The organism is Chryseobacterium sp. L12 (assembly GCF_056133985.1).
Genome location: NZ_JBVYOF010000017.1, coordinates 180,331 through 203,179 on the forward strand (window position 1 = coordinate 180,331; position 22,849 = coordinate 203,179).

Below are 22,849 nucleotides of genomic sequence, written 5' to 3' on the forward strand. Positions count from 1 at the left end.
CAGCTTTTCTGCTATTTTTTATCCGTAATTTATGTGGTTTTATCGGTAAATAATTTTCAGTTCTTTTTTCATTTATTTCAAATCCGTACCATTTTCCGTTTCTTTTAAAACAATTGGTGTAAAATAGGTTCTTTTATGAACAATCTCTCCTTTATCATTTTTTACTACATAAATAATTGCATAATCGTAAATAGAATAATTAATCTGATTCATGTGAGTAAAAGAATTGAAAACAATCGTATCTGCTTTTATTTCGTCATTGAAACTTTGCTCAACCTTATAAATGTTTTTATATTTCAAATAAAAGCTGTCATCAGATTTTACTCTTTCCACAGAAATTTTCTTTCCAACAAAAGCATAAATTTTATACTGTGAATAAACAATATTCGCCGCCAAAATCAGTAAAACAAGTATGACTTTTTTCATTTTTTATAATTTATTATTCTCCGTAGTCACTTATTTAATTGCATTCAAATCAAAATCATCATTCATAACGAACGATTAATAAATTTTTTGCTGCTTAAACTAATCATTCTCTTCAAGCTCAAAAATTTCCTCAACCTTTTTACCAAAATATTTGGCGATTTTTAAAGCCAAAACGGTTGAAGGAACGTACTTTCCGGCTTCCATAGCATTAATAGTCTGTCTAGAAACTCCTATCTCTTTAGCTAAATCTTCCTGAGTAATATTTTTAAAGGCTCGTGCGATTTTAATTGTATTTTTCATTTTTTCATCAGTAAATAATTAAACCTGAAAACATAAAGAACCAACGGCAAAAACATAATGAAAATCATAAAGGTAAAAAATAACATTCCAAAAACGGTTAAAAATAATAGAAGAACTATTGTATAAGTAACGATCAGACTCCAAAAAACTGATTTTAGGCGTAAACTCGATATATATTCGTCTTCAATTTTTTCTTTCGAAAATCCAACAAGAATTCCGCCAATAATGATTAAAATACCAAATAAATTGGGGAATAAATCAACTTCTGTGGTTTTCATAAAACCTGTTTCTCCGTGATTAAAAAAACCTGAATTATAGATAACGGGAAATGAAATCTGAAAATCAAAGAACCTTGAAAGAGAGATTAATCCAAAAATAAGTGACGGAATAAAAATAAACCAGCCAATCGTTTTGAAGCGGTTAGGTAAAAGTGGTAATGTATTCATATTGTAAAATTTTAATGACACAAATGTAAAAAATATTTTACAATTTGTAAAGTTTTTTTTACTTTCTATTTAAACAAAAACCGCAGAAAAAATTCTGCGGTTTAAATATGTTTATAGCTAAACTTGCTTGTTTCTTTTGACTTTTTACTTGATCTTATATTAAGCCTCACAAGCCGAACAAGTTACAAAATTTACCATCATTTCCTTAGAAACTGATGAGCTTCTTTGGTAATATAGTGTTTTCACTCCTTTCTTCCAGGCTTCAATATAGAGATAATTTACATCTTTTACAGGCATCGTAGACGGAATCTGTAAATTCAGAGACTGAGCCTGATCGATGTATTGTTGTCTTTGTGCAGCCTGAGAAATAATCTCCATCGGAGAAATCTCTTTAAACGTTTTGAATACTGCTTTTTCTTCGTCTGTTAATTCATTTAAATGCTGAACAGAACCATGATTTAGCATAATTGTTCTCCATGTATCTTCATTGTCAAGACCTTTTTCTTCTAATAATTTAGCAAGATATTTATTCTTACGCATGAAGTTTCCTTTTGCCAAACCTGCTTTGTAATAATTCGATGCGAAAGGCTCAATTCCCGGAGAAGTCTGTCCCAAAATTGCTGAACTCGAAGTAGTAGGAGCGATTGCCATTAAAGTGGTATTTCTCATTCCGTATCCTTTCAGAAGTTCCGGCTCGCCGTAAATATTTGCCAATTCTTTCGACGCAATATCAGCCTGCTCTCTGATGTGTCTGAACGCTCTTGCATTAAACTGAGTCGCTTCAAAACTTTCAAACGGAATCATATTTTTCTGCAGATAAGAATGATAACCCAAAACTCCCAAACCAAGCGCTCTGTGACGCATGGCGAAGTTTCTTGCACCCTGCAGATAATAATTCCCTTCCGTTTTTTCAATAAATTCTGATAAAACCGCATCAAGGAAATAAATAGCAAGCTTCACAGCGTTGGTATCTTTCCATTCGTCATACAATTCCAAATTCATAGAAGAAAGACAGCAGATAAAAGACTCCTCTCTGGTTGACGGAAGCATGATTTCCGAGCACAGATTACTTGCATTAACAGTCAGTCCTAGATCTTTGTAAACCTGAGGTTTGTTTCTGTTAACGTTATCGGTAAAGAAAATATACGGAAGACCTTTTTGCTGACGGCTTTCCAAAACTCTTGCCCAGACTTTACGCTTATCCATATCACCGTCAATCATATCCTGCATCCAGTAATCCGGAACGCAAATTCCCGTAAACAAATTCTGAATCGGGCTTCCAATGTCTTTGATGGATAAAAATTCTTCGATATCACCGTGGTCAATATCAAGATATGCTGCAAAAGCACCTCTTCTTACGCCACCCTGAGAAACCACATCCATTGCAGTATCAAAAAGCTTCATAAACGAAACTGCTCCTGAAGATTTTCCGTTGTCGGTAACTGCTGTTCCTCTGTTTCTGAGTTCCCCGAAATATCCCGAAGTTCCGCCCCCGATTTTTGTCTGCATGATGACTTCACCCATTTTGTGGGTAATTCCTTCGATGCTGTCCGGAATATGAACATTGAAACAAGAGATTGGAAGACCTCTCTGCGTTCCCATGTTTGCCCAAACAGGAGAAGAAAAACTAATCCATCCTTTCGTGATCATTTCCTTGAAAGCTGGCTGCAGTTCGGGTTTGTATAATTTTTTTGCTGCTGCGGTGGTAATTCTTTCAATGGCACCGTCTACCGTTTCGCCTTTCAGAAGATAGCCTCTGTTCAGCATTTGCTCAGATTCTTCGTTGAGCCACCAGATATTGTTGTTTTGTTCTTCCATTTTTTATATTGTAAAATGCAAAATGCATTGTTTTTTATTTTTAGGAGCAGAAATGTCTGTTTTCTCCTCACTTTTCTGCCTGCTTTCCGCTGTATCTTTTTTGTTTAAAACAAAAAAAGGATGTCGCTGCAACATCAGGGCTAAAACTACGTTTTGTTTTTCCTTACTTCTGAACCTCGTTATTGACTATTTAAAGTAAAACAATCTTTTTTAAGTTCTTTCTTTTTCTTTATCAACCTTGTCAGGGTTTAAAACCCTGACAAGGTTCTTTGTACAAAAAATTCTTTTAAGTTTTGGCTAAAGCCAAACGAATTTCTATTCTTTTGAAAACAGGCTAAAGCTCGTTTCTATTGGTTTTTTTATCAAACCTCATAATTTTTGAAAACATATGAGGTTTTTTTTATTAACCCTGTTAAGGTTGAAAGCAATCTTACTACTTAAGATTTTTTACTTCGCTTCGACTCCGCTCAGCATGACATCTCTAATACTAACTGTTTCGGTGCTCGCTTCGCTCAGATTTTATTTTTTATAAAATTCTCAATTTCGTCAAATCTCATTATTTGATATATAAGTTCTTTTGCTAATAAAGCTGAACTTGATTTTGAATCCATAATTTCTAATGAAAGAATTTTAGTTTCAGCTTTTAAACCGAAGATATTATCTGAGTAAAATATTAATCTTGGACTGTAGCCTATAACTTTATCATTTTTATTTAGTACGGACATATTTGAAAATCCTAATCCTAATTTAGTGATGAAAGAGTCAAGAATAAAATAATAACTATTATTAAGATTATATTTATCCTTTATTAAGGCGATGACTTTTAAAATGTTATTCCCAGAATTATTTCCTAGTTCAGAAATTTTATTGTTGAAAATTTTTTCATTAATCATTTCCTAAAACAAATCATTCGCCGTAATGCTCTTATCATGCTTTGTATAATCTACCGGTCTTTTGGCGAAGAAATCATCCATAGAATTGGCAAAAACTTCCTCTTCAAACCACATCAACGGACGGTATTCTTCAGGAGAAATTTTATATCTCGGTTCCATACCGATTTTCTTCAAACTATCGTCAACTCGGTATTTCATGAAGTTGATCAAATCTTCTTTCGAAAATTTATCCAGTTCACCCAGCTCAAAAATCCAGCTTAGAATTTCGCCTTCCAGTTCTACCGATTGATCAACTAAAGTATAAATATCTTCGATATCAGAATCCGTTAATAGATCAGGCTGTTCCTCACGTATTTTATTAATCAGATAAATTCCGCCGTTGGCGTGAATCTGCTCATCCACCGAAGTCCATGCAATAATGTTGGAAACATTTTTCATGTATCCTTTAAATCTCGTGAACGAAAGAATAATCGCAAACTGAGAAAATAAAGACACATTTTCAATCAGAATACTAAATAATAAAAGCGATGAAACATACTCTTTCGGTGTTGCAGAATTGGCATGCTTCAGAACATTAGATAAAAATTCAATTCTTTTTTTCAGGGCAGGAACTTCTACCACATGAAGGAATTCTTCATTATAACCCAAAACTTCCAGCAATCTTGAGTAGGCTTCCGAATGACGGAATTCACATTCTGCAAATGTAGCTCCCAAACCATTCAGTTCAGGCTTTGGAAGGTGGTTGTAAAGGTTTCCCCAGAAAGATTTTACGGAAACTTCGATCTGAGCAATTGCCAAAAGTGCATTTTTTACTGCATTTTTTTCGTGTGGCTCCAGCTGAGAATGAAAATCCTGAACATCAGCGGTAAAATCTACTTCCGAATGTACCCAGAAAGATTTGTTAATCGCTTCTACAAACTGCAGAACTTCAGGGTATTCAAATGGCTTATAACTAACTCTTTTATCGAAAATTCCCATATTAAAAATTTAATTTTTTATTTACTAAAACCGGCGGTCATTATGCTTAGAAAATTGCACTTTTGAATAACTTATTGTTTATCTGAATGTTAGCTTTCGGCTTTACATTCCTTCCGAATTTGTTATTCATATCACAAACTACGTACAAAGTTAGAAAACCAACCTCTATTTTGAAAGAGCTAAAGACTAATTGGCTGACTTTTAACCCTAAAAGTTTTCCACATTTACATGAAACTCCCTTTGGTATTGGATCAGAGCGATTTAACATATTAAAATAATTGTCTAGGTATGATTTCAGTTAAACAATTTAATTTAAATTAATGATTATCAAAGTTTTAAATATTAAACAAGCCAAAAACAAAAGAAATTTGAAATATTGTAACAAATTCTCTTGTGAAGCTACTTATTAAAAATTAAAACAGCTTAGCTTAATGTTAGTAATTCAGGATTTACATAAGTCATACGATACAGGAAAGAGTAAACTGCACGTTCTCAAAGGGATAAATCTTAATATTTCCGAGGGTGAGTTTGTCTCTATCATGGGAAGCTCGGGTTCGGGAAAATCTACTTTGCTGAATATTATCGGAATTTTGGACGAAAAAGATTCCGGAATTTATGAACTGGACGGAATTCCTATTGAGCATCTCAACGAGGTAAAAGCCGCAGAGTACAGATCCAAATTTTTAGGATTTGTTTTCCAGTCTTTTAACCTGATCGGGTATAAAACAGCCGTGGAAAATGTTGCACTTCCTTTGTATTATCAGAATGTTCCCAGAAAAGAGCGAAACCAGAAAGCTTTAGAATATCTTGAAAAAGTAGGATTGGGACAATGGGCAAATCATCTTCCCAATGAGCTTTCGGGTGGACAAAAACAAAGGGTTGCCATTGCAAGAGCATTAATTACAGATCCGAAAGTCATTCTTGCTGATGAGCCAACCGGAGCGTTAGATTCCAAAACGACGCATGATATCATGAAGCTCCTTCAGGATATTAATAATGAAGGAAAAACAATTATTGTTGTTACACACGAGCCGGATGTAGCTGCACAAACCAAAAGAAATGTAATACTCCGCGACGGAATCATTGAGAGTGATGAGTTTATTGAGCAGATTGTGCTTTAATGTGAATTGTGAATCATCAATTTTGCTTCGTAAATGAATTGATGAAAAGATGAACACAAATGAAATAAACGAAAAAATGTTTTTAAATCTTAATCATTATAGACTAGATGTTTATAAAACAGCAAGAGAGTTGAGACTCGAATGTTATAAAATATTAAAAAAACTTCCGAATGAGGAAAAATTCAATTTAATAGATCAGATAAGAAGAGCTTCCACGTCAGTAATTTTAAATATTACAGAAGGCTGTTCCAGAAAATCAGAAATTGAAAGGAAAAGATATTTTGAAATCTCACGAGGTTCTGTAATGAACTAGATACATATTTTGATATTATTATAGAATCAGAATATGTTGCTTTAGAAGATTTGGAAAAAAGCAGGAAGCAAATTAAAAACAACATTTATTCTGCTAAGTGGAATGTTGAAATAATCAATTGTGTATAGTCAACTGTGAATTTTAACAAGGTAAAGATTGACATTGAAATAATTGACTTGCGAAGCAAAATTTACTGCAAAGCAAATTGACTTTTTACAAAGTAAAAAAAACAAAAATATGTTTGACTTAGATCGTTGGCAGGAAATCTTTAGTTCTATCCGTAGCAATATTTTGCGGACGGTACTTTCTGGTTTTACTGTAGCATTGGGACTGTATATTTTCATTGTGCTTTTCGGGATCGGAAATGGTCTTCAGAATGCTTTTCAGGAAGGATTTACAAGAGATGCACAAAATCTGATCTCAATTTTTACAGGACGTACCAATATTGCTTACGGTGGTTTGCAGGCAAATAGAGATATAACCCTGAATAATTCTGATTATGAAGCCATCATCGGTTCTCAGCCTGATAAGGTACAGTATTCCACACCGAGATATTCTACTAATTTTTTGGTGAAATATGGGAAAGAAAGCGGTAATTATCAGATATCGGGAGCAAACGATGAAGAATCATTTATTGAAAACCGAAAACTGGTAAACGGAAGATTTATTTCAAAAAGAGATATCGCCAATAATCAATATGTGGCGGTAATCGGAAGAATGGTTCAGCGGGATTTGATAAAAAATGGTGATCCTATAGGAAAAGAAGTCGAAATCAATGGCAGTATCTTCAAAGTAATAGGGGTTTTTGCAGACGACGGAGGAGACTGGGATGAGCGGATGATCAGCTTACCGGTTTCCACTTTACAGCAGATCAAAAAAGGTTCTGATACGATAAGCAGTATTTACATTGCGTATGATGAAAATATGAAACCTGAACAGGCTATCGAATACGGTAAAAATCTGGAAAAAGAGCTGAAAGCAAGAAAAAAAGTATCTCCGGATGACGAAAACGCAATTTTTGTCAACAACCGTGCAGAAGGACTTAAAGATTCTTTCACTTTCCTTTTTGTGATTACGATGATTGTCGGTTTTATCGGAATGGGAACTTTGCTGGCGGGAATTATTGGGATCAGCAATATCATGGTATATATCGTAAAAGAACGAACCAAAGAAATTGGAGTAAGAAAAGCAATAGGAGCCAAACCGAGAAGTATTGTAGGGCTCATTATGCAGGAAAGTATTGTCATAACAGTTATTTCAGGTTTTATTGGAGTAGGAATTGGAGTTTTGACACTGGAACTGATAGGCGACGGTCTTGAGAAATATTTCATTAAAGATCCTAGTGTAGGATGGGGGTTGATTTTTGCAGCGTTTATCTGTCTCGTTATTTCGGGATTGATTGCAGGGTTTATTCCGGCTTACAGGGCTTCTAAAATCAGACCGATTGAAGCATTGAGAACGGAATGACAATAGTGAATGGTAAATAGTGAATTTTAAGTTTGAAATGATAATTTTGAATATCCGCTATACTCAAAGAATCTATACATGATTAGAAGTGGGCAGTAGTAATTATAAATCAGGAAAAAATCAAATTCACGTTGTAAATAAAAATTGATATTTAGAAAATGAACATCATATTCAGAAAAGATACATGGCAGGAAATTTATTATTCACTTAAGAATAATAAGCTTCGTACCTTTCTCACCATGATTGGGGTGGGTTGGGGAATGTTTTTGTATGTAAGTCTTTTGGGTGCTGCAAAAGGAATGGAAAATGGTTTCGATAAACTTTTTTCAGGTTTTGCGACCAATTCTATATTTCTTTGGGCGCAAAATACATCAATTCCTTACAACGGTTTTCCAAAAGGCAGACAAATGTCGCTTCATTTGCCGGATATGGATTTGCTGGAAAGAAAAATTCCGCAGATAGATTATATATCTCCTCAGAATTCCAGAGGAAGTTTCGGAAATCCGGGCGAGCAGATGAGCAGAAACGGAAAAACTGCAGTTTATACCTTGACCGGAGATTATCCTGTAGGAAATAAAATTTCAGAAAAGAAACTGATTTTCGGACGTTACCTCAACGATGCCGATATTTCAGGAAACAAAAACGTGACAGTTATTGGAGAAGGTATTTACAAAAACTTTTTCGATGCCAAGAAAAATGAAAATCCTATCGGAAAATCAATCAATATTAAAGGAATATTTTTCAACGTCATAGGAGTTTATAAAGTAGCCAAAGCCGGAGGTCCGAATAACAATGATACCACCGCTTTCATCCCGCTTTCAACTTTTACCAAAATGTTTAATGATGGTGACCGCGTAGACTTTTTTGCGATCGTAAGTAAGCCCGATGCAGATTTGGCAATTGTGGAAGAGCAGGCAAAAGATGAGCTTAAAAGTAAAAACAGTGTCTCTCCGGAAGATACCAATGCATTCGGAACATTCAATTTAGGGAAAATGTTTGAGAAAATGACCGGTTTTCTTACAGGAATGCAGCTGTTAACAATCATTGTAGGAACATTAACGATCATTGCCGGAGTTATTGCGATCTCTAATATCTTACTTATCACCGTGAAAGAACGCACCAAAGAAATTGGAATCCGCCGTGCTTTGGGAGCCAAACCTTCTGAAGTAAGAAATCAGATTCTGCTGGAAAGTGTTGTGATCACTCTCGTCTCAGGTTTGATTGGGTTTATGTTCGGAATTATTTTACTGATGATTATAGATATATCCACAAAAAATCAGGATGCGTTTCCTTTTTACAATCCCACAGTAAATTACGGTGATGTATTTTCAGCAATGGGTGTGATGATTTTGCTGGGACTCATTATCGGAATGATTCCCGCACAGAGAGCAGTAAAGATCCGACCGATTGAAGCGTTAAGAAGTGAATAAGTATTAAATAAGATTATATAAATCTCTAAATTGTAAATAAAAATAGACTATTAAACATATGAAAAAGAAGTTTACCTGGAAAAAAGCAATTTACATTCTGCTCGGGCTTATTTTTGCTGTTGCATTATTTGCCGGAATCAGCTACCTCGTAAAATCCAACTCAAAAGAAAGTGTAACTTTTCTTACCCGAAAGCCAACCGTCCAGAATATGGAAGATAAAGTAATGGCAACCGGAAAGATTATTCCTAAGGAAGAAATTGAGATCAAACCCAATATAGCAGGAATTATTGATAAAATTCTTGTAGATGAAGGTGATCGTGTAGAAGCAGGACAGCTTATCGCAACCGTAAGAATTGTTCCGAATATCGCAGAGGTAAATAATGCGCAGCAAAATGTGCAGAATGCGCAGCTTCAGATTAATAATGCCAAAATGAATGTTTCTAATATGCAGACGCAGTTTACTATGTCTGAAAAACTTTTTAAGCAGGGAGTTATTTCAAAACAGGAATATTTAACAGCACAGCAGCAGTTATACACACAACAGCAGGCTTTGAAAAACGCCAATCAACAGTTGATAACGGCACAAAAAGCCTTGCAAATCGCTAAAACGGGTGCTATTCCGGAATTGCAGGGTTTAGCAACCACTCAGATCCGCTCAAAAGCTTCAGGAACTGTTTTAGAAGTTCCGGTGAAAGTCGGAAGCCAGGTAATTGAGGCAAACTCTTTCAATGCGGGAACAACCATTTGCTCTATTGCAGATCTTAACTCTTTGATTTTTCAGGGAGAGATTGATGAAGCTCAGGCAGGAAAACTAAAACAGGGAATGGATATGAACATAGTGATCGGAGCGTTGCAGAATAAATCTTTTCCCGGAAAGCTTACGATGATAGCTCCAAAAGGGAAAGACAACAACGGAACCATTAAATTTCCTGTGGAGGGTGACGTATTTAATCCTAATAATGAATACATCAGAGCAGGATTTTCTGCCAACGGAGAAATTGTTTTAAGCTCTCAGAATAATGCTCTTCTTTTGGATGAATCTCTTATCCAGTACGAAAAAAGCAACGGAAAAGACAAACCTTTTGTAGAAGTAAAGCAAGCTGATGGAAAATTTAAAAAAGTATATGTAAAACTCGGAGCCAGTGACGGTATCAATGTGCAGGTTCTCTCAGGAATTGATAAAAATGCAGAGGTAAAAGTGTGGAATCCTTCCGATAAAGACAAAGAAGAACTGAAAGAAAAATCTGGTAAGTAATTATAATTTTAAAAAAAATCCTGAATTGATCAGGATTTTTTTTTGATATGAGTTTGATGGTTACTTTACTTCTTGTTTAAATTTTTTATATTAGTTCAATAATAATTTTTATGAAGCCAATCTTAGGGATTTTAATTTCAGCATTTATTTTGTTAAGCTGTCATTCGCAAAAATCCAGCTTTCAGGGAAACAAGATTGTTTATCAATCTGAGAATTTAAAAATCATTCAGTTATCAAATCATGTTTACCAGCATATTTCCTATCTCAACACCGAGTCATTCGGAAGAGTTGAATGCAACGGAATGATTGTGCAAGACAAGAAAGAAACCATAGTTTTTGATACTCCGGTAGATGATAAGAGCTCCTCTGAACTTATTTTTTGGATTAAAGATAAGCTTCATTGTAAAATAAACGCCGTGATCGCTACCCACTTTCATGATGATTGTGTGGGCGGTCTGAAAGAGTTTGATAAAAACAAAATTCCTTCTTATGCTAATAATAAAACCATTGAATTAACCAAAAAAAATGACTTTAAGATACCTCAAAATGGCTTCTACGGACAACTGGTATTAAATGTTGGAAATCAAAATGTGTATGCTGAATTTTTGGGAGAGGGTCATACCAAAGATAATATCATAGGATATTTTCCGAAAGAAAAGGTAATGTTTGGCGGTTGTCTTATTAAAGAAATAAATGCTACTAAAGGATATCTTGGAGATGCCAATGTAAAAAACTGGTCTGAAACTGTAGAAAAAATTAAAACAAAGTTTTCTGATGCGAAGATTATTATTCCCGGTCACGGATATGCTGGAGGAACAGAATTATTAGATTATACCATTCAACTATTTAAGAATAATCAGTAACAGATTATGTTGATTAAAAATTAAAAGTCCCAAATATGGGACTTTATTATTATTATAATTTAAGTTCTGAATCAGCTTAAAAACTTAATCTCTTTATCTTTAAATTTATTTTTATTAACCAGCTTATTCATCGTTTTGAGCATTTTTCTGCGAAGTTTTGCCAGTTTTCTGATGTTTTTATCTTCACTGTAATCAAAGATATTGTCTTTGAAACTAAAAGTGTCTCCGTTTTTAAATTCAATCTTGCTTTTCTTCAATTCCCCAAACAGCATCAGATTGGTCATACTTTCCAAAATGTAATGTTCCGTATTTTCCAGTGACTTCAGGGTACTGATTAATTGTTTTTTATATTTTTTCTTTCCCATAATTTCAGATTAACTATTTTCTGATGATACAAATTTACATTTTTCAATATAGGGATTTTTTTTAATCTTAAACAAGAAAATTTTGAGATTTGATCGATTACTATATAAAGTCTTTAAATATCATTTTTACTCTGGCGCGACAAGTTTTCTCTATTTATTAAAAATTTGTAGCTTTGCAGCTCTATGAAAAATACGGTACAAACATCTTCTCAGGTTACACCGCCTTGATCTAAGGTCAAACTGTTATTTTACCAATTACTTATTGGCTATCAATCGTGCCTGATTATTTCGATCAGGAATATTTCAAATTCTACAATTTATACATTATGCAAAAAATAATCAACTTGTTTGATTTCAAACAGAAGATTAATTACAAAAATGAAATTTTAGCAGGATTAACCGTCGCTATGACCATGATTCCTGAAAGTTTGTCATTTGCTATATTGGCAGGACTTTCCCCTTTAACCGGACTTTATGCGGCTTTTTTAATGGGATTAATTACCGCCGTTCTGGGCGGACGACCGGGAATGGTTTCGGGAGGAGCAGGAGCGACTGTTGTTGTGCTGATTGCATTGGCTGCTGCACACGGAGTTGAATATCTTTTTGCTGCAGTCATTTTAGCAGGGTTATTCCAGTTGCTTGTTGGTATATTTAAGTTAGGCAAGTTTGTAAGATTAATTCCACAACCGGTAATGTATGGCTTTCTCAATGGTCTTGCGGTAATTATTTTTATGGCTCAGATTGCGCAGTTCAAAATTTTTCAAAATGGTACCGAAGTCTGGATGCAGGGAAATGCACTGTACCTCATGGCTGGATTAACGATGCTTACAATTGCCATTGTATTTATTCTTCCTAAATTTACTAAAGCTGTTCCGGCTTCTTTGGTTGCTATCATTGTAGTTTCCGGAATTGTTTATTTTTTGAATATAAATACAAAAAAAGTGATTGATATTGCATCTGTAAGCGGATCTTTACCTTCTTTTCATATTCCTCAAATCCCTTTTAATCTGGAAACTTTCAAAATTATTTTCCCTTACGCTTTAGTAATGGCAGGAGTTGGATTGATAGAAAGTCTTCTCACGCTTAATATGGTTGATGAAATTACCAATACCAAAGGTCAGTCTAATCGTGAAGCTGCAGCACAAGGTATGGCTAACATTGCCAACGGTTTTTTCGGAGGAATGGGAGGCTGTGCAATGGTTGCCCAGACGTTGGTAAATATTGGAGCAGGAGCAAGAGCCAGGCTTTCTGCAATCATAGGTGCACTAACTATATTGCTTGTTATTTTAATAGGAGGCTCTGTTATTGAGCAGATTCCTATGGCGGCTTTGGTAGGTGTCATGATGATGGTTTCTATCGGAACTTTTGAGTGGGTTAGTTTTAGAATCATAAACAAGATGCCTCGTCACGATATTTTTGTAGGAATTCTGGTAGCACTTATTACCATCGTTCTGCACAATTTAGCTTTGGCTGTGCTGATTGGTGTTGTAATTTCCGCCTTGGTGTTTGCTTGGGAAAGTGCTAAACGTATTCGTGCCAGAAAATTTACAGATGAAAAAGGTGTAAAGCATTATGAAATTTATGGACCATTATTCTTTGGTTCTGCTTCAGCGTTTGCAGATAAGTTTGATGTAGCGGGTGATCCGCAGGAAGTTATTATAGATTTCAAAGAAAGTAAAGTGGCAGATATGTCTGCCATTGAAATACTGAATAAAGTCACCGAGAAATACCATAAAGCAGGAAAAACAGTCCATTTAAAACATTTGAGTCCGGATTGCAGACAATTGCTCAAAAATGCAGAGAATGTAATTGATGTCAATATCATTGAAGATCCAACCTATAAAGTAATGACGAATAATTAAGAAAATTGCTAAATTTTCACGCTTTGCGAAGCAATTTATTTGCCTTTGCATCTAAAAATAAAACGTTTTGAAAATAAAGCTTTGCGTTATATATAAAGAGCAAAGGATGAATCAACCGTTTGAAAAAAGAAGCAATGTTTTCACGCCTTGCGAAGCAATTTATTTGCCTTTGAATCTTAAAATAAATGGTTTGAAAAATAAAACTTTGCGTTATATATAAAGAGTAAGGATAAATCAACAATTTGAAAAAAAAGTAATGTTTTCACGCTTTGCGAAGCAATTTATTTGCCTTTGCATCTTAAAAATAAAATGGTTTGAAAAATAAAACTTTGCGTTATATATAAAGAGTAAAGGATGAATCATCAATTTAAAAAAAATAATGTTTTCACGCCTGAAAAGCAATTTATTAGCCTTTACATCTAAAAATAAAATGGTTTGAAAAATAAAACTTTGCGTTATATATAAAGAGCAAAGGATAAATCAACAGTTTGAAAAAAGAAGCAATGTTTTCACGCTTTTAAAAGCAATTTATTTGCCTTTGCATCTAAAAATAAAATGATTTTAAAATAAAGTTTTGCGTAAAAAATCAAACCAATAATACACTAAATATCAATAAAATACAAAGAATAATAAAAACTTTTGTTTGATATTTTGGAAAAAACTATAAAATACTTTTTTCTCAAAATTTAATATCGTAATATTGCAATATTAAGTTAAGATAATGGGCGCTACAAAAACAGAGCATTTCACGGAGCAGCAAAATAAAATGGCAAATATTGCAAAAGCCTTAGGTCATCCCGCAAGAATAGCTATTATTGAATATCTACTGAAAGTAAATGAATGCATTTGTGGAGATATTGTAAATGAACTCCCTCTGGCTCAGCCGACAGTTTCTCAGCATTTGAAAGAACTCAAAAATGCCGGAATCATCAAAGGAAATATTGAAGGAAATTCTGTCTGCTACTGTATTGATGAAAAAACAATTGAAATTCTCAATGCATATTTCTCAAAAATTATTGAGACGGTTTCCAAATCAAAATGTTGTTAGACTTTTTTTGACTACATCAATCGTAATATTGCAATATTAAATTATAAAACATTATAAAAATATGAATCTTACAGAAATTAAAGAAATTCTTCCTACATTAAAAAATGTGGAATTTCAGCTGGAAAATGGGACAAAGGTTCCTGAACATTTCCACGTTACGGAAGTGGGACAAATTACCAAAAACTTTATTGATTGCGGTGGTGTGATCCGTACAGAAAAAACAGTGAATTTCCAGCTTTGGAATGCCGATGATTTTGAACATCGCTTAAAACCTGCAAAATTCCTGAACATCATCCAGCTTTCTGAAGAGAAATTGTGCATCGAAGATGCTGAAATCGAAGTAGAATATCAATCGGATACTATTGGAAAATATGATTTAGAATTTAATGGAAAACATTTTGTTCTGAAAAATAAAACCACCGCTTGTCTCGCTCAGGATGCGTGCGGAATTCCTGCGGAAAAACCAAAAAGAAATTTATCTGAACTTACAGTAAATGCCGCTAATTCCTGCACACCCGGTGGCGGATGTTGTTAATTTAAAAAGTATACGAAAATGCTTCAGAAAATAGAAGACCGCTGCGAAATTCTCAGTAAAAATTTTAAAGAAATCAATCCGGAAAGAAAAGCTTTGCTTGAAAAATTAGCTGATCATATTCAGAGGAAAATTAATGAAAAAAAGGAGATTAATTTAGTCTATGTTTGTACGCACAACTCCCGCAGAAGTCATCTGGGGCAGGTTTGGGCAAAAGTTGCGGCTGATTTTTTTGGTTTTAATGTTAATACTTTTTCCGCAGGAACAGAAGCGACAGCTTTCAATCAGAATGCAATCAATGCTTTAATTTCTTCAGGTTTTGATGTAAAAAAAACAGACGAAACCAACAATCCGAAATCCGAAGTACATTTTGGTGACGGAAAATTCAATCTTTGTTTTTCCAAAACCATTGATGATGAAAGTCTTCCTAAAGAAAATTTTGTTGCGGTAATGACTTGTGGCGATGCCGATGAAAACTGTCCGTTTATTCCGGGATGTGATTTGCGAATTGGAACAACATATTTCGACCCGAAATCTTACGACAATTCCATTCTTCAGGACGAAAAATACACTGAACGAAGCAACCAGATTGCAATGGAATGTTTGTATGTTTTTTCTTTAGTAACGATGAATGTTGAACTATAAACGATGAATGTTGAAGATTTTACACAAATGGATAAAAAGGATATTTTAAAGGACAAATCATTTTCGTTTGCAATTCGAATTGTAAAGGTTTATCAATATTTGACATATGAAAAAAAAGAATTTGTGATAAGTAAACAATTGTTGAGAAGCGGCACTTCAATTGGCGCAAATATTAGAGAGGCAAAAAATGCAGAATCGGCAAAAGGATTTTGTACATAAGCTTCACATTGCACAAAAAGAATGTGATGAGAGTTTATACTGGGCAGAACTTTTATTTGCTACTCAATATCTAACAGAACTTGAATTTCAATCTATTTCAAATGATACAATTGAAATACTTAAAATACTTAAAAGCAGCATACTTACTGTTAAGCAAAGAATAAAATAACAATGAACGAGTAACTATGAGTCATTCAACATTCATAATTCATAACTCATAACTCATAACTCATAACTCATAACTCATAATTAAATGAAACTAAAATTCCTCGACCGATATTTAACACTCTGGATTTTCCTTGCAATGGCGATTGGCGTAGCTTTAGGTTATTTTATTCCTAATATTTCGGTGATAACAAATTCACTTTCAGTTGGAAGTACCAATATTCCTTTGGCGATTGGTTTGATTTTAATGATGTATCCTCCACTCGCAAAAGTAGATTATTCGTTGCTGCCAAAAGCATTTAAGGATAAAAAAGTACTTTCAATTTCTTTGATCCTCAACTGGATTATTGGTCCGGTTTTAATGTTCATTCTTGCCCTAATTTTCCTGCGGAACGAACCGGATTATATGGTTGGACTGATTTTAATCGGATTGGCAAGATGCATTGCAATGGTGATTGTCTGGAATGATTTGGCAAAAGGAAACCGTGAATATGCTGCACTTCTGGTCGCCCTGAACAGCATTTTCCAGATTTTTTCTTACAGTTTTTTCGTTTGGTTGTTCATTAATGTACTGCCGCAAAAATTAGGCTTTGGAAACTTCAGTGTTTCGGTGCCGATGCGGGATGTTACAGAAAGCGTTTTGATTTATTTGGGAATTCCCTTTTTAGCAGGATTTCTCAGCCGATATTTTTTAGTAAAGTCAAAAGGTATCGAATGGTTTAACCGTAGATTTATTCCGAAAATTTCACCCATTACTTTATATGCTTTATTATTTACGATTGTGTTAATGTTCAGTCTGAAAGGCGAAAAAATTATAGAATTACCGATGGATGTGGTAAAAGTGGCTATTCCGTTAATTATTTATTTCGTCCTGATGTTTTTTGTGAGTTTTTTCATCAACAAATCAATGAAAGTGCCTTACGATAAAAACGCTGCAATTTCTTTTACGGCAACCGGAAACAATTTTGAGCTGGCAATTGCAGTAGCGATTTCAGTTTTTGGGATCAATTCAGCCCAGGCTTTTGTGGGCGTCATTGGTCCCTTGGTAGAGGTTCCTGTGTTGATTCTTCTGGTAAAGTTCAGCTTATTTCTGAAGAAAAAATTTTATTAAATAACAGTATTTATCATCCCTGTCATTGTTGAAATCGTGTAGGAAATTCCGTATATTTGGACTTGAAATTTTAAATCTAAAAATAAATGGACATTATTTTTGACCTTATCGAAAAAGAAAGAGCGAGACAGTCTCACGGATTAGAACTTATTGCTTCGGAAAATTTTGTTTCTGAAAATGTAATGAAAGCGATGGGAAGTGTTTTGACCAACAAATATGCAGAAGGCTATCCCGGAAAAAGATATTACGGAGGTTGCGAAGTGGTAGATGAGGTTGAAACTTTAGCAATCGAAAGAGCAAAACAGCTTTTCGGTGTTGATTATGTGAATGTTCAGCCGCATTCCGGCTCTCAGGCAAACGCAGCAATTTATCTTGCTGTTTTGAAGCCGGGAGACAAAATCATGGGAATGGATCTTTCAATGGGAGGTCACCTTACTCATGGTTCTGCGGTTAATTTTTCCGGAATTCAATATGATGTAGTTTCTTACGGCGTTCAGCAGGAAACAGGTCTTATTGATTATGATCAGATGAGAGAAACTGCTTTAAGAGAAAAGCCCAAAATGATGATTGCAGGTTTCTCGGCGTATTCCAGAGATTTAGATTATGCTAAATTCAGAGAAGTGGCAGATGAAATCGGGGCAACTCTTTGGGCAGATATTGCACATCCTGCGGGTTTAATTGCTAAAGGGCTTCTGAATAATCCTTTTGAGCACTGCCATATTGTAAGTACTACAACTCACAAAACATTGAGAGGACCAAGAGGCGGAATGATCATGATGGGGAAAGATTTTGAAAATACTTACGGACATAAAACGCCAAAAGGTGAAGTAAAAATGATGAGCCAGGTTTTAGATGGCGCTGTTTTCCCGGGAATTCAGGGTGGTCCGCTGGAACATGTAATCGGAGCAAAAGCAGTTGCTTTTGGTGAAGCCATTGATGATAAATTCTTAACATACGCAAAACAGGTGAAATCTAACGCACAGGCTTTGGCTAAAGCAATGATTTCTAACGGATTTGACATTGTGAGTGGCGGGACAGACAATCACTTGATGTTGGTTGACCTTAGAAATAAAGGGGTTAACGGAAAAGAAACTGAAAAAGCTCTGGTAAAAGCAGACATTACGTGCAACAAAAATATGGTTCCTTTTGATGATAAATCTCCATTCACAACTTCCGGCATCAGGTTGGGAACTGCTGCAATTACAACACGGGGTCTTAAAGAAAATGATATGGAGACTATTGCTGCATTGATCTCTGAAGTGGTAAATAATATCAAAAATGAAGAAGTAATTGCTGATGTCAGAAAAAAAGTAAATAACCTGATGGAAGGTAAGGCTTTGTTCAATTATTAAATATGCTTTTAATAAATAAATTAAAAAAAGAGGTGCAAAGTATTTTGTACCTCTTTTTGCAAATTGTAATTTTAACTATCAACTAAAAAATGAATCCTGAGAAAAAATTATTCACTTTTGAAGAGATCAAACAGAAGCTGGTAAACTACTGCGTTTATCAGGATCGTTGCCATTATGAAGTTGAGCAGAAGATGCGTGAATTTGTTTTAATTCCCGAAGCAAAAGATGAAATTCTTCTGTACCTGATGAAAGAAAATTATCTTAATGAAGAAAGATTTACGCGAAGTTATATCCGCGGAAAATTTTACATGAAAAATTGGGGGAAGACAAAAATTAAGATCCATTTAAAACAAAAAGGCATTACGGATAAACTAATCTCTACCTGTTTTGATGAAATTGATGAAAATGATTACATAAACATAATAAATAAGATCTACGAAAAGTATGCAGGTAAACTAAAAGGATTGAAAGATTATCAAAAAAAATCAAAAATTATTAAACATCTTTTAAGTAAAGGCTTTGAATACGACCTTATTTTGCAGGTAATTGAAAATTAATATATATGTAATTTTAAGTTTCATTAACAAATAAAAATATTTTTTTAGCTTTGCTGAAAAATAAATTAGTTATATATGAAATTAAAATTACACACGAAATCAAAGACGCTGTATGCATTTTTGATGGCTCTTTTCTCGGTTTTGGGATGGGGGCAGATTAATGAGAGTTTCGAAACTGGTCTTCCAAGTTCCTATAATACCAATTTGACGACAGTAAACTTGTCAAGTGGTGCTTGGCAGGTTGCTAACGTAATTAGCGGAACCACAGGAGCTACTGTTGGCACTACATCTGCCCAGTTAAGAAGTGCAACAGGATCTCAAATCATTACACCTACTTTTTCCGGAGGTGTAAGTACGGTTTCTTTTGATATTGTTTCATCTGTTTCATCTGGAGCTTATCAGGTAAATGTTTCACAAGATGGAGGACAAAATTGGTCTCCTGCATCAGGTTCTCCATTTACAATCAATCAAACCCAAAGTACAAGAACAATTACTATCAATAACGCTAATATAAATAAAATTCAAATTTATAGAACAGCGGGAACTCTTTATATTGATAATTTTAATGTAAATAGTGCTTGTACTACACCAATATTTTCTTTTGCTTCTGCAACTCTAAGCAAGACAACTGCTGATTCTCCTTTTACAAATGTATTTACAACTAACAATACTTCTACACAAACATGGTCAAGTAGCAATACTTCTGTAGCAACTGTAGATTCTAATGGACAAGTGACAATAGTTGGTATTGGTAATACAAACATAGCAGTGGCTCAAATTGCAGATGGAACTCGTTGTGCAGTAAATGCAAGTTACCAATTAACTGTAACAGCACCAACTTTTCCTGTTTCTGCAACATCAAATAATACAAATTTTGGAACTGTGTCTGTTTCTAGTAACATAATTACAGCTACACCAACTGCTGGATATACATATGCTATACCTGCTTATACAATTATTAGTGGATCAGCAACAGTAACACAAAATGGAAATCAATTCACAGTTACTCCAAGCGCTGCAACTGAAGTTCAGATTAATTTTGAAGCGAAGCCGAATTATACATTATCATTGATGAACGATGGGGCGGCTTTCACAAATGCTAATTTTCCTTTCGTAACTTATGAAGGAAATACAATCACATTGCCAACATTGGCTAATTGTGGAAATTATACATTTGCTGGCTGGGATACTAACAGTAATACCACCGCTGCACCTACTTATTCCGGAGGTGATATATATAATACTACTGCGGGAAATGTTACTCTTTATGCAGTATATCAAACAACTTCCGGTACACCAGCTATTACTTATTCTTATGGATTTGAAAATAATGATACAGGATGGACATCAGATGCGACACAATCAGATATTGAAGCTAAATTAGGAACATATTCTGGAAGAATAAATACAAACAATGTGCATGTTACCTATGATAATATTGTAGCATCTCCATCTTCAATAACATTCTCTTTGAAAAAAACATCTACCAATAATAATTATAATATTACGGTAGAAACATCTCCAGATAATCTAACTTGGACATCTGTAGTTACCTATCCAATGAGTGATTTTACGAATGGTAGTTGGACTGAAAAAACAACAGACTTATCAAATTATCAAAATGTTTATGTACGTTTATATTATTCTGGTACAACTGCAATAAGATATATTGATGATATTAGACTCGTAAATGGTGGGTTTACTACAATTTATACCACTGCTCCAAATTGTACTGCTACCACCACATGGAACGGCACAGCATGGTCAAATGGTATTCCTTTAACAAATATTGATGCAATAATTGAAGGAGCTTACACAACAACATCAAACCCTGCCTTCGCTGCAAACAACATAACTATTAAAAACGGAGGAGTTTTAGAAATCAATGGAACAAACACCATTAATGCAGCAGATGTAACGATAGAAGATGGAGGAAATTTAGTGATCAAAGGTTCTGGAGTTTTGAGTCATACAGGAACTTTCAAGGTTTTGAAAAACGGAGCAAGTTTACAGGATAAATATGCATTCTGGTCTTCACCGGTTGCTTCACAGAATTTAACGGCTATGTATCCGGGCGCCACTCCTTCATTCATTACAGAATACAACACAGCGACTGATTATTTTGTGAACGCAGCTTCTACAACTTCTGCTTTTGCAAAAGGATATTCTATTAAAACTCCTGCAGTTTCTAATGCGGAATTCACGGGAACACCCAACAACGGAACGCAGACTTTTACTTTGTCAACGGCAGGGAACGGATACAACCTTGTAGGAAATCCTTATCCGTCAAATCTTGATTTAGTAGCGTTCTACAATGCCAACTTAACAAAAATCTTAAATACTTTCTATTTCTGGGACAACACAAGCAACAGCGTAACGGTACAGGGTGGAGCTACCACTACAAACGTAGGATATGCAACCTATAACCCTGCATCTCAAATCTGGACTCCTGCTCCGAATATTTCGGTTATTCCTACGCAAAACAGCGTAAAAATAGGACAAGGATTCATCGTCAAAGCGACTAATACAGCAGATACTTCTCTAAGTTTTAACAATGATATGAGAACTGCAGCTCCGGCGACTTTTTACAACAAGAATAATTCATCTACAGAAGGAAAGTTCTGGTTGAGATTAAACTCTTCTTATAATACGAACAATACATTTGCAGTAGCTTATATCAACGGAGCATCCAACTCATTTGATCAGTACGATTCAAAAGCAATCGGAACAGGTTCTGATGCGTTTTATACATTAACAGGCACTCAGAAACTTGTGATTCAGGGGAGAGAAAGCTTCAATATCAATGATGTGGTTCCGGTAGGTGCAAAACATTTTCAAAACGGGAACTTTACCATTTCATTGGTACAGAAAGAAGGAATTTTCAATAACGGACAGTCGATTTATCTTCATGATAAAGTAACGGGAACTTATACCGATCTTCAGAATAACACTTACTCATTTGCAGCCAATTCGGGAGATGTTTCCAGCAGATTCGAGATCGTTTACAAACTGGGCGTATTATCAACTTCAGAGGTTTCTAAAGACTCTTTTGAGGTGTACAGAAACGGAGATCATTTTGTGGTAAGAAACAACAAAAATATTGATAGTGTAATCGTTTACGATGCTTCAGGAAGACAGATTCAGACTGTTGAGGGCGGTTCTAAGGAAATCAGAATCACTCTGGATGCAAAAGGAGTGTATGTTGTAAAAGCAGTATCTGAAGGCAAAGAATACACGAAAAAAATAATTAAATAAGAATGATGGAATCGCCTGACTGATTTGATTAAAAACAACAGACAGGCGATACCCTATAACTTGAAAAATGAAAATTAAGATATGAAAAAGATATTAATAACCGCTTTATTTGCTGTTTCCGGTTTTGTATTAGCGCAGGAACAGGAAACATCAGATAATCCTTATGTATATGAAACTCAGGATGAGGTAGCAGAAGAGGACACTTATCCCGGAAATCCTGCGGATCCTGCTCCTATTGATGATTATATTCCTGCATTGTTTGTTTTAGCTGCTGCCATTGCTGTACGAGCTAAAATGAAAAGAAAAGTGAAGGAAAGCAATTAGAAACCAACATAATCAAAATGAAAAAACTCCCGAAAAGGGAGTTTTTTATTGTGCATTATTAGAGAAATTTAAAAGCTTATTTTTATATTTGTTTTAGACTAATC

At 34.6% G+C, this 22,849-nt stretch carries 22 protein-coding genes and 1 pseudogene; 16 read left to right on the top strand and 7 right to left on the bottom strand.

The annotated features are described in order from the left end of the window. Positions 1-72: 72 nt before the first annotated feature. From AC0NBN_RS10935 to AC0NBN_RS10960, 6 genes are all read right to left on the bottom strand, one after another. Positions 73-426, bottom strand: a complete 354-nt coding sequence (locus AC0NBN_RS10935) for a hypothetical protein (protein ID WP_160811845.1) — start codon at positions 424-426, stop codon at positions 73-75. A gap of 99 nt (positions 427-525) precedes the next feature. Continuing rightward, positions 526-726, bottom strand: coding sequence for a helix-turn-helix transcriptional regulator (locus AC0NBN_RS10940; RefSeq protein WP_143885599.1), 201 nt, complete (start codon positions 724-726; stop codon positions 526-528). After that, positions 723-1,172 carry a hypothetical protein gene (locus tag AC0NBN_RS10945; RefSeq protein WP_143885598.1) on the bottom strand — a complete coding sequence of 150 codons (450 nt, stop codon included), beginning with the start codon at positions 1,170-1,172 and terminating at the stop codon, positions 723-725. Before AC0NBN_RS10945 ends, AC0NBN_RS10940 begins: the two co-directional genes overlap by 4 nt. Positions 1,173-1,331: 159 nt before the next feature. After that, positions 1,332-2,990 carry a ribonucleoside-diphosphate reductase subunit alpha gene (locus AC0NBN_RS10950; protein ID WP_143885597.1) on the bottom strand — a complete coding sequence of 553 codons (1,659 nt, stop codon included), beginning with the start codon at positions 2,988-2,990 and terminating at the stop codon, positions 1,332-1,334. Between the two features lie 512 nt (positions 2,991-3,502). Beyond that, positions 3,503-3,883, bottom strand: a complete 381-nt coding sequence (locus tag AC0NBN_RS10955; RefSeq protein WP_160811844.1) for a hypothetical protein — start codon at positions 3,881-3,883, stop codon at positions 3,503-3,505. A gap of 3 nt (positions 3,884-3,886) precedes the next feature. Further along, positions 3,887-4,861 carry a ribonucleotide-diphosphate reductase subunit beta gene (locus AC0NBN_RS10960; protein ID WP_089745735.1) on the bottom strand — a complete coding sequence of 325 codons (975 nt, stop codon included), beginning with the start codon at positions 4,859-4,861 and terminating at the stop codon, positions 3,887-3,889. 431 nt (positions 4,862-5,292) lie between these two features. Between AC0NBN_RS10960 and AC0NBN_RS10965 the strand changes: the two genes are divergently transcribed. The 6 genes from AC0NBN_RS10965 (at position 5,293) to bla (ending at position 11,310) form a co-directional block, all read left to right on the top strand. Next, a complete protein-coding gene (locus tag AC0NBN_RS10965) occupies positions 5,293-5,982 on the top strand; it encodes an ABC transporter ATP-binding protein (protein WP_143885595.1) in 690 nt (229 codons plus the stop codon). Between the two features lie 49 nt (positions 5,983-6,031). Then, on the top strand, positions 6,032-6,295 hold the full coding sequence (locus AC0NBN_RS10970; RefSeq protein WP_474468376.1) for a four helix bundle protein: 264 nt from the start codon (positions 6,032-6,034) through the stop codon (positions 6,293-6,295). A 237-nt stretch (positions 6,296-6,532) separates the two neighbouring features. Continuing rightward, the gene (locus tag AC0NBN_RS10975; protein WP_143885594.1) at positions 6,533-7,762 is read left to right on the top strand and encodes an ABC transporter permease; all 1,230 of its coding nucleotides are present in this window, start codon (positions 6,533-6,535) and stop codon (positions 7,760-7,762) included. A 158-nt stretch (positions 7,763-7,920) separates the two neighbouring features. Then, the gene (locus AC0NBN_RS10980; protein ID WP_160811843.1) at positions 7,921-9,192 is read left to right on the top strand and encodes an ABC transporter permease; all 1,272 of its coding nucleotides are present in this window, start codon (positions 7,921-7,923) and stop codon (positions 9,190-9,192) included. A gap of 58 nt (positions 9,193-9,250) precedes the next feature. Beyond that, on the top strand, positions 9,251-10,447 hold the full coding sequence (locus AC0NBN_RS10985; protein WP_160811842.1) for an efflux RND transporter periplasmic adaptor subunit: 1,197 nt from the start codon (positions 9,251-9,253) through the stop codon (positions 10,445-10,447). Positions 10,448-10,557: 110 nt separating this feature from the next. Then, positions 10,558-11,310, top strand: coding sequence for a subclass B1 metallo-beta-lactamase (gene bla / locus AC0NBN_RS10990; protein WP_160811841.1), 753 nt, complete (start codon positions 10,558-10,560; stop codon positions 11,308-11,310). 71 nt (positions 11,311-11,381) lie between these two features. Here bla and AC0NBN_RS10995 read toward each other — a convergent pair whose 3' ends face one another. Continuing rightward, positions 11,382-11,675, bottom strand: coding sequence for a hypothetical protein (locus AC0NBN_RS10995; RefSeq protein WP_089745721.1), 294 nt, complete (start codon positions 11,673-11,675; stop codon positions 11,382-11,384). A 326-nt stretch (positions 11,676-12,001) separates the two neighbouring features. On the opposite strand from AC0NBN_RS10995, the gene AC0NBN_RS11000 reads away from it, so the two are divergent. The 10 genes and pseudogenes from AC0NBN_RS11000 to AC0NBN_RS11045 all read left to right on the top strand — a co-directional run bounded on the left by AC0NBN_RS11000 (position 12,002) and on the right by AC0NBN_RS11045 (position 22,745). Further along, on the top strand, positions 12,002-13,537 hold the full coding sequence (locus AC0NBN_RS11000) for a SulP family inorganic anion transporter (RefSeq protein WP_160811840.1): 1,536 nt from the start codon (positions 12,002-12,004) through the stop codon (positions 13,535-13,537). Between the two features lie 721 nt (positions 13,538-14,258). After that, positions 14,259-14,585 carry an ArsR/SmtB family transcription factor gene (locus tag AC0NBN_RS11005; protein WP_143885591.1) on the top strand — a complete coding sequence of 109 codons (327 nt, stop codon included), beginning with the start codon at positions 14,259-14,261 and terminating at the stop codon, positions 14,583-14,585. 61 nt (positions 14,586-14,646) lie between these two features. Continuing rightward, complete coding sequence (locus AC0NBN_RS11010; protein WP_160811839.1) at positions 14,647-15,120, top strand: DUF6428 family protein; 474 nt, start codon at positions 14,647-14,649, stop codon at positions 15,118-15,120. A gap of 18 nt (positions 15,121-15,138) precedes the next feature. Continuing rightward, positions 15,139-15,762 carry a low molecular weight phosphatase family protein gene (locus tag AC0NBN_RS11015; protein ID WP_160811838.1) on the top strand — a complete coding sequence of 208 codons (624 nt, stop codon included), beginning with the start codon at positions 15,139-15,141 and terminating at the stop codon, positions 15,760-15,762. A gap of 27 nt (positions 15,763-15,789) precedes the next feature. Then, positions 15,790-16,150: pseudogene (locus AC0NBN_RS11020) on the top strand (four helix bundle protein). Positions 16,151-16,234: 84 nt separating this feature from the next. Further along, complete coding sequence (arsB, locus tag AC0NBN_RS11025) at positions 16,235-17,257, top strand: ACR3 family arsenite efflux transporter (protein ID WP_160811837.1); 1,023 nt, start codon at positions 16,235-16,237, stop codon at positions 17,255-17,257. Between the two features lie 86 nt (positions 17,258-17,343). Continuing rightward, positions 17,344-18,609: a serine hydroxymethyltransferase gene (glyA, locus tag AC0NBN_RS11030; protein WP_160811836.1), complete on the top strand. Its 1,266-nt coding sequence runs from the start codon at positions 17,344-17,346 to the stop codon at positions 18,607-18,609. A gap of 89 nt (positions 18,610-18,698) precedes the next feature. Next, the gene (locus AC0NBN_RS11035) at positions 18,699-19,166 is read left to right on the top strand and encodes a regulatory protein RecX (RefSeq protein ID WP_160811835.1); all 468 of its coding nucleotides are present in this window, start codon (positions 18,699-18,701) and stop codon (positions 19,164-19,166) included. Between the two features lie 75 nt (positions 19,167-19,241). Continuing rightward, positions 19,242-22,421, top strand: a complete 3,180-nt coding sequence (locus AC0NBN_RS11040) for a T9SS type A sorting domain-containing protein (RefSeq protein WP_160811834.1) — start codon at positions 19,242-19,244, stop codon at positions 22,419-22,421. A gap of 81 nt (positions 22,422-22,502) precedes the next feature. Continuing rightward, the gene (locus tag AC0NBN_RS11045; RefSeq protein WP_160811833.1) at positions 22,503-22,745 is read left to right on the top strand and encodes a hypothetical protein; all 243 of its coding nucleotides are present in this window, start codon (positions 22,503-22,505) and stop codon (positions 22,743-22,745) included. Positions 22,746-22,849: the final 104 nt, after the last annotated feature.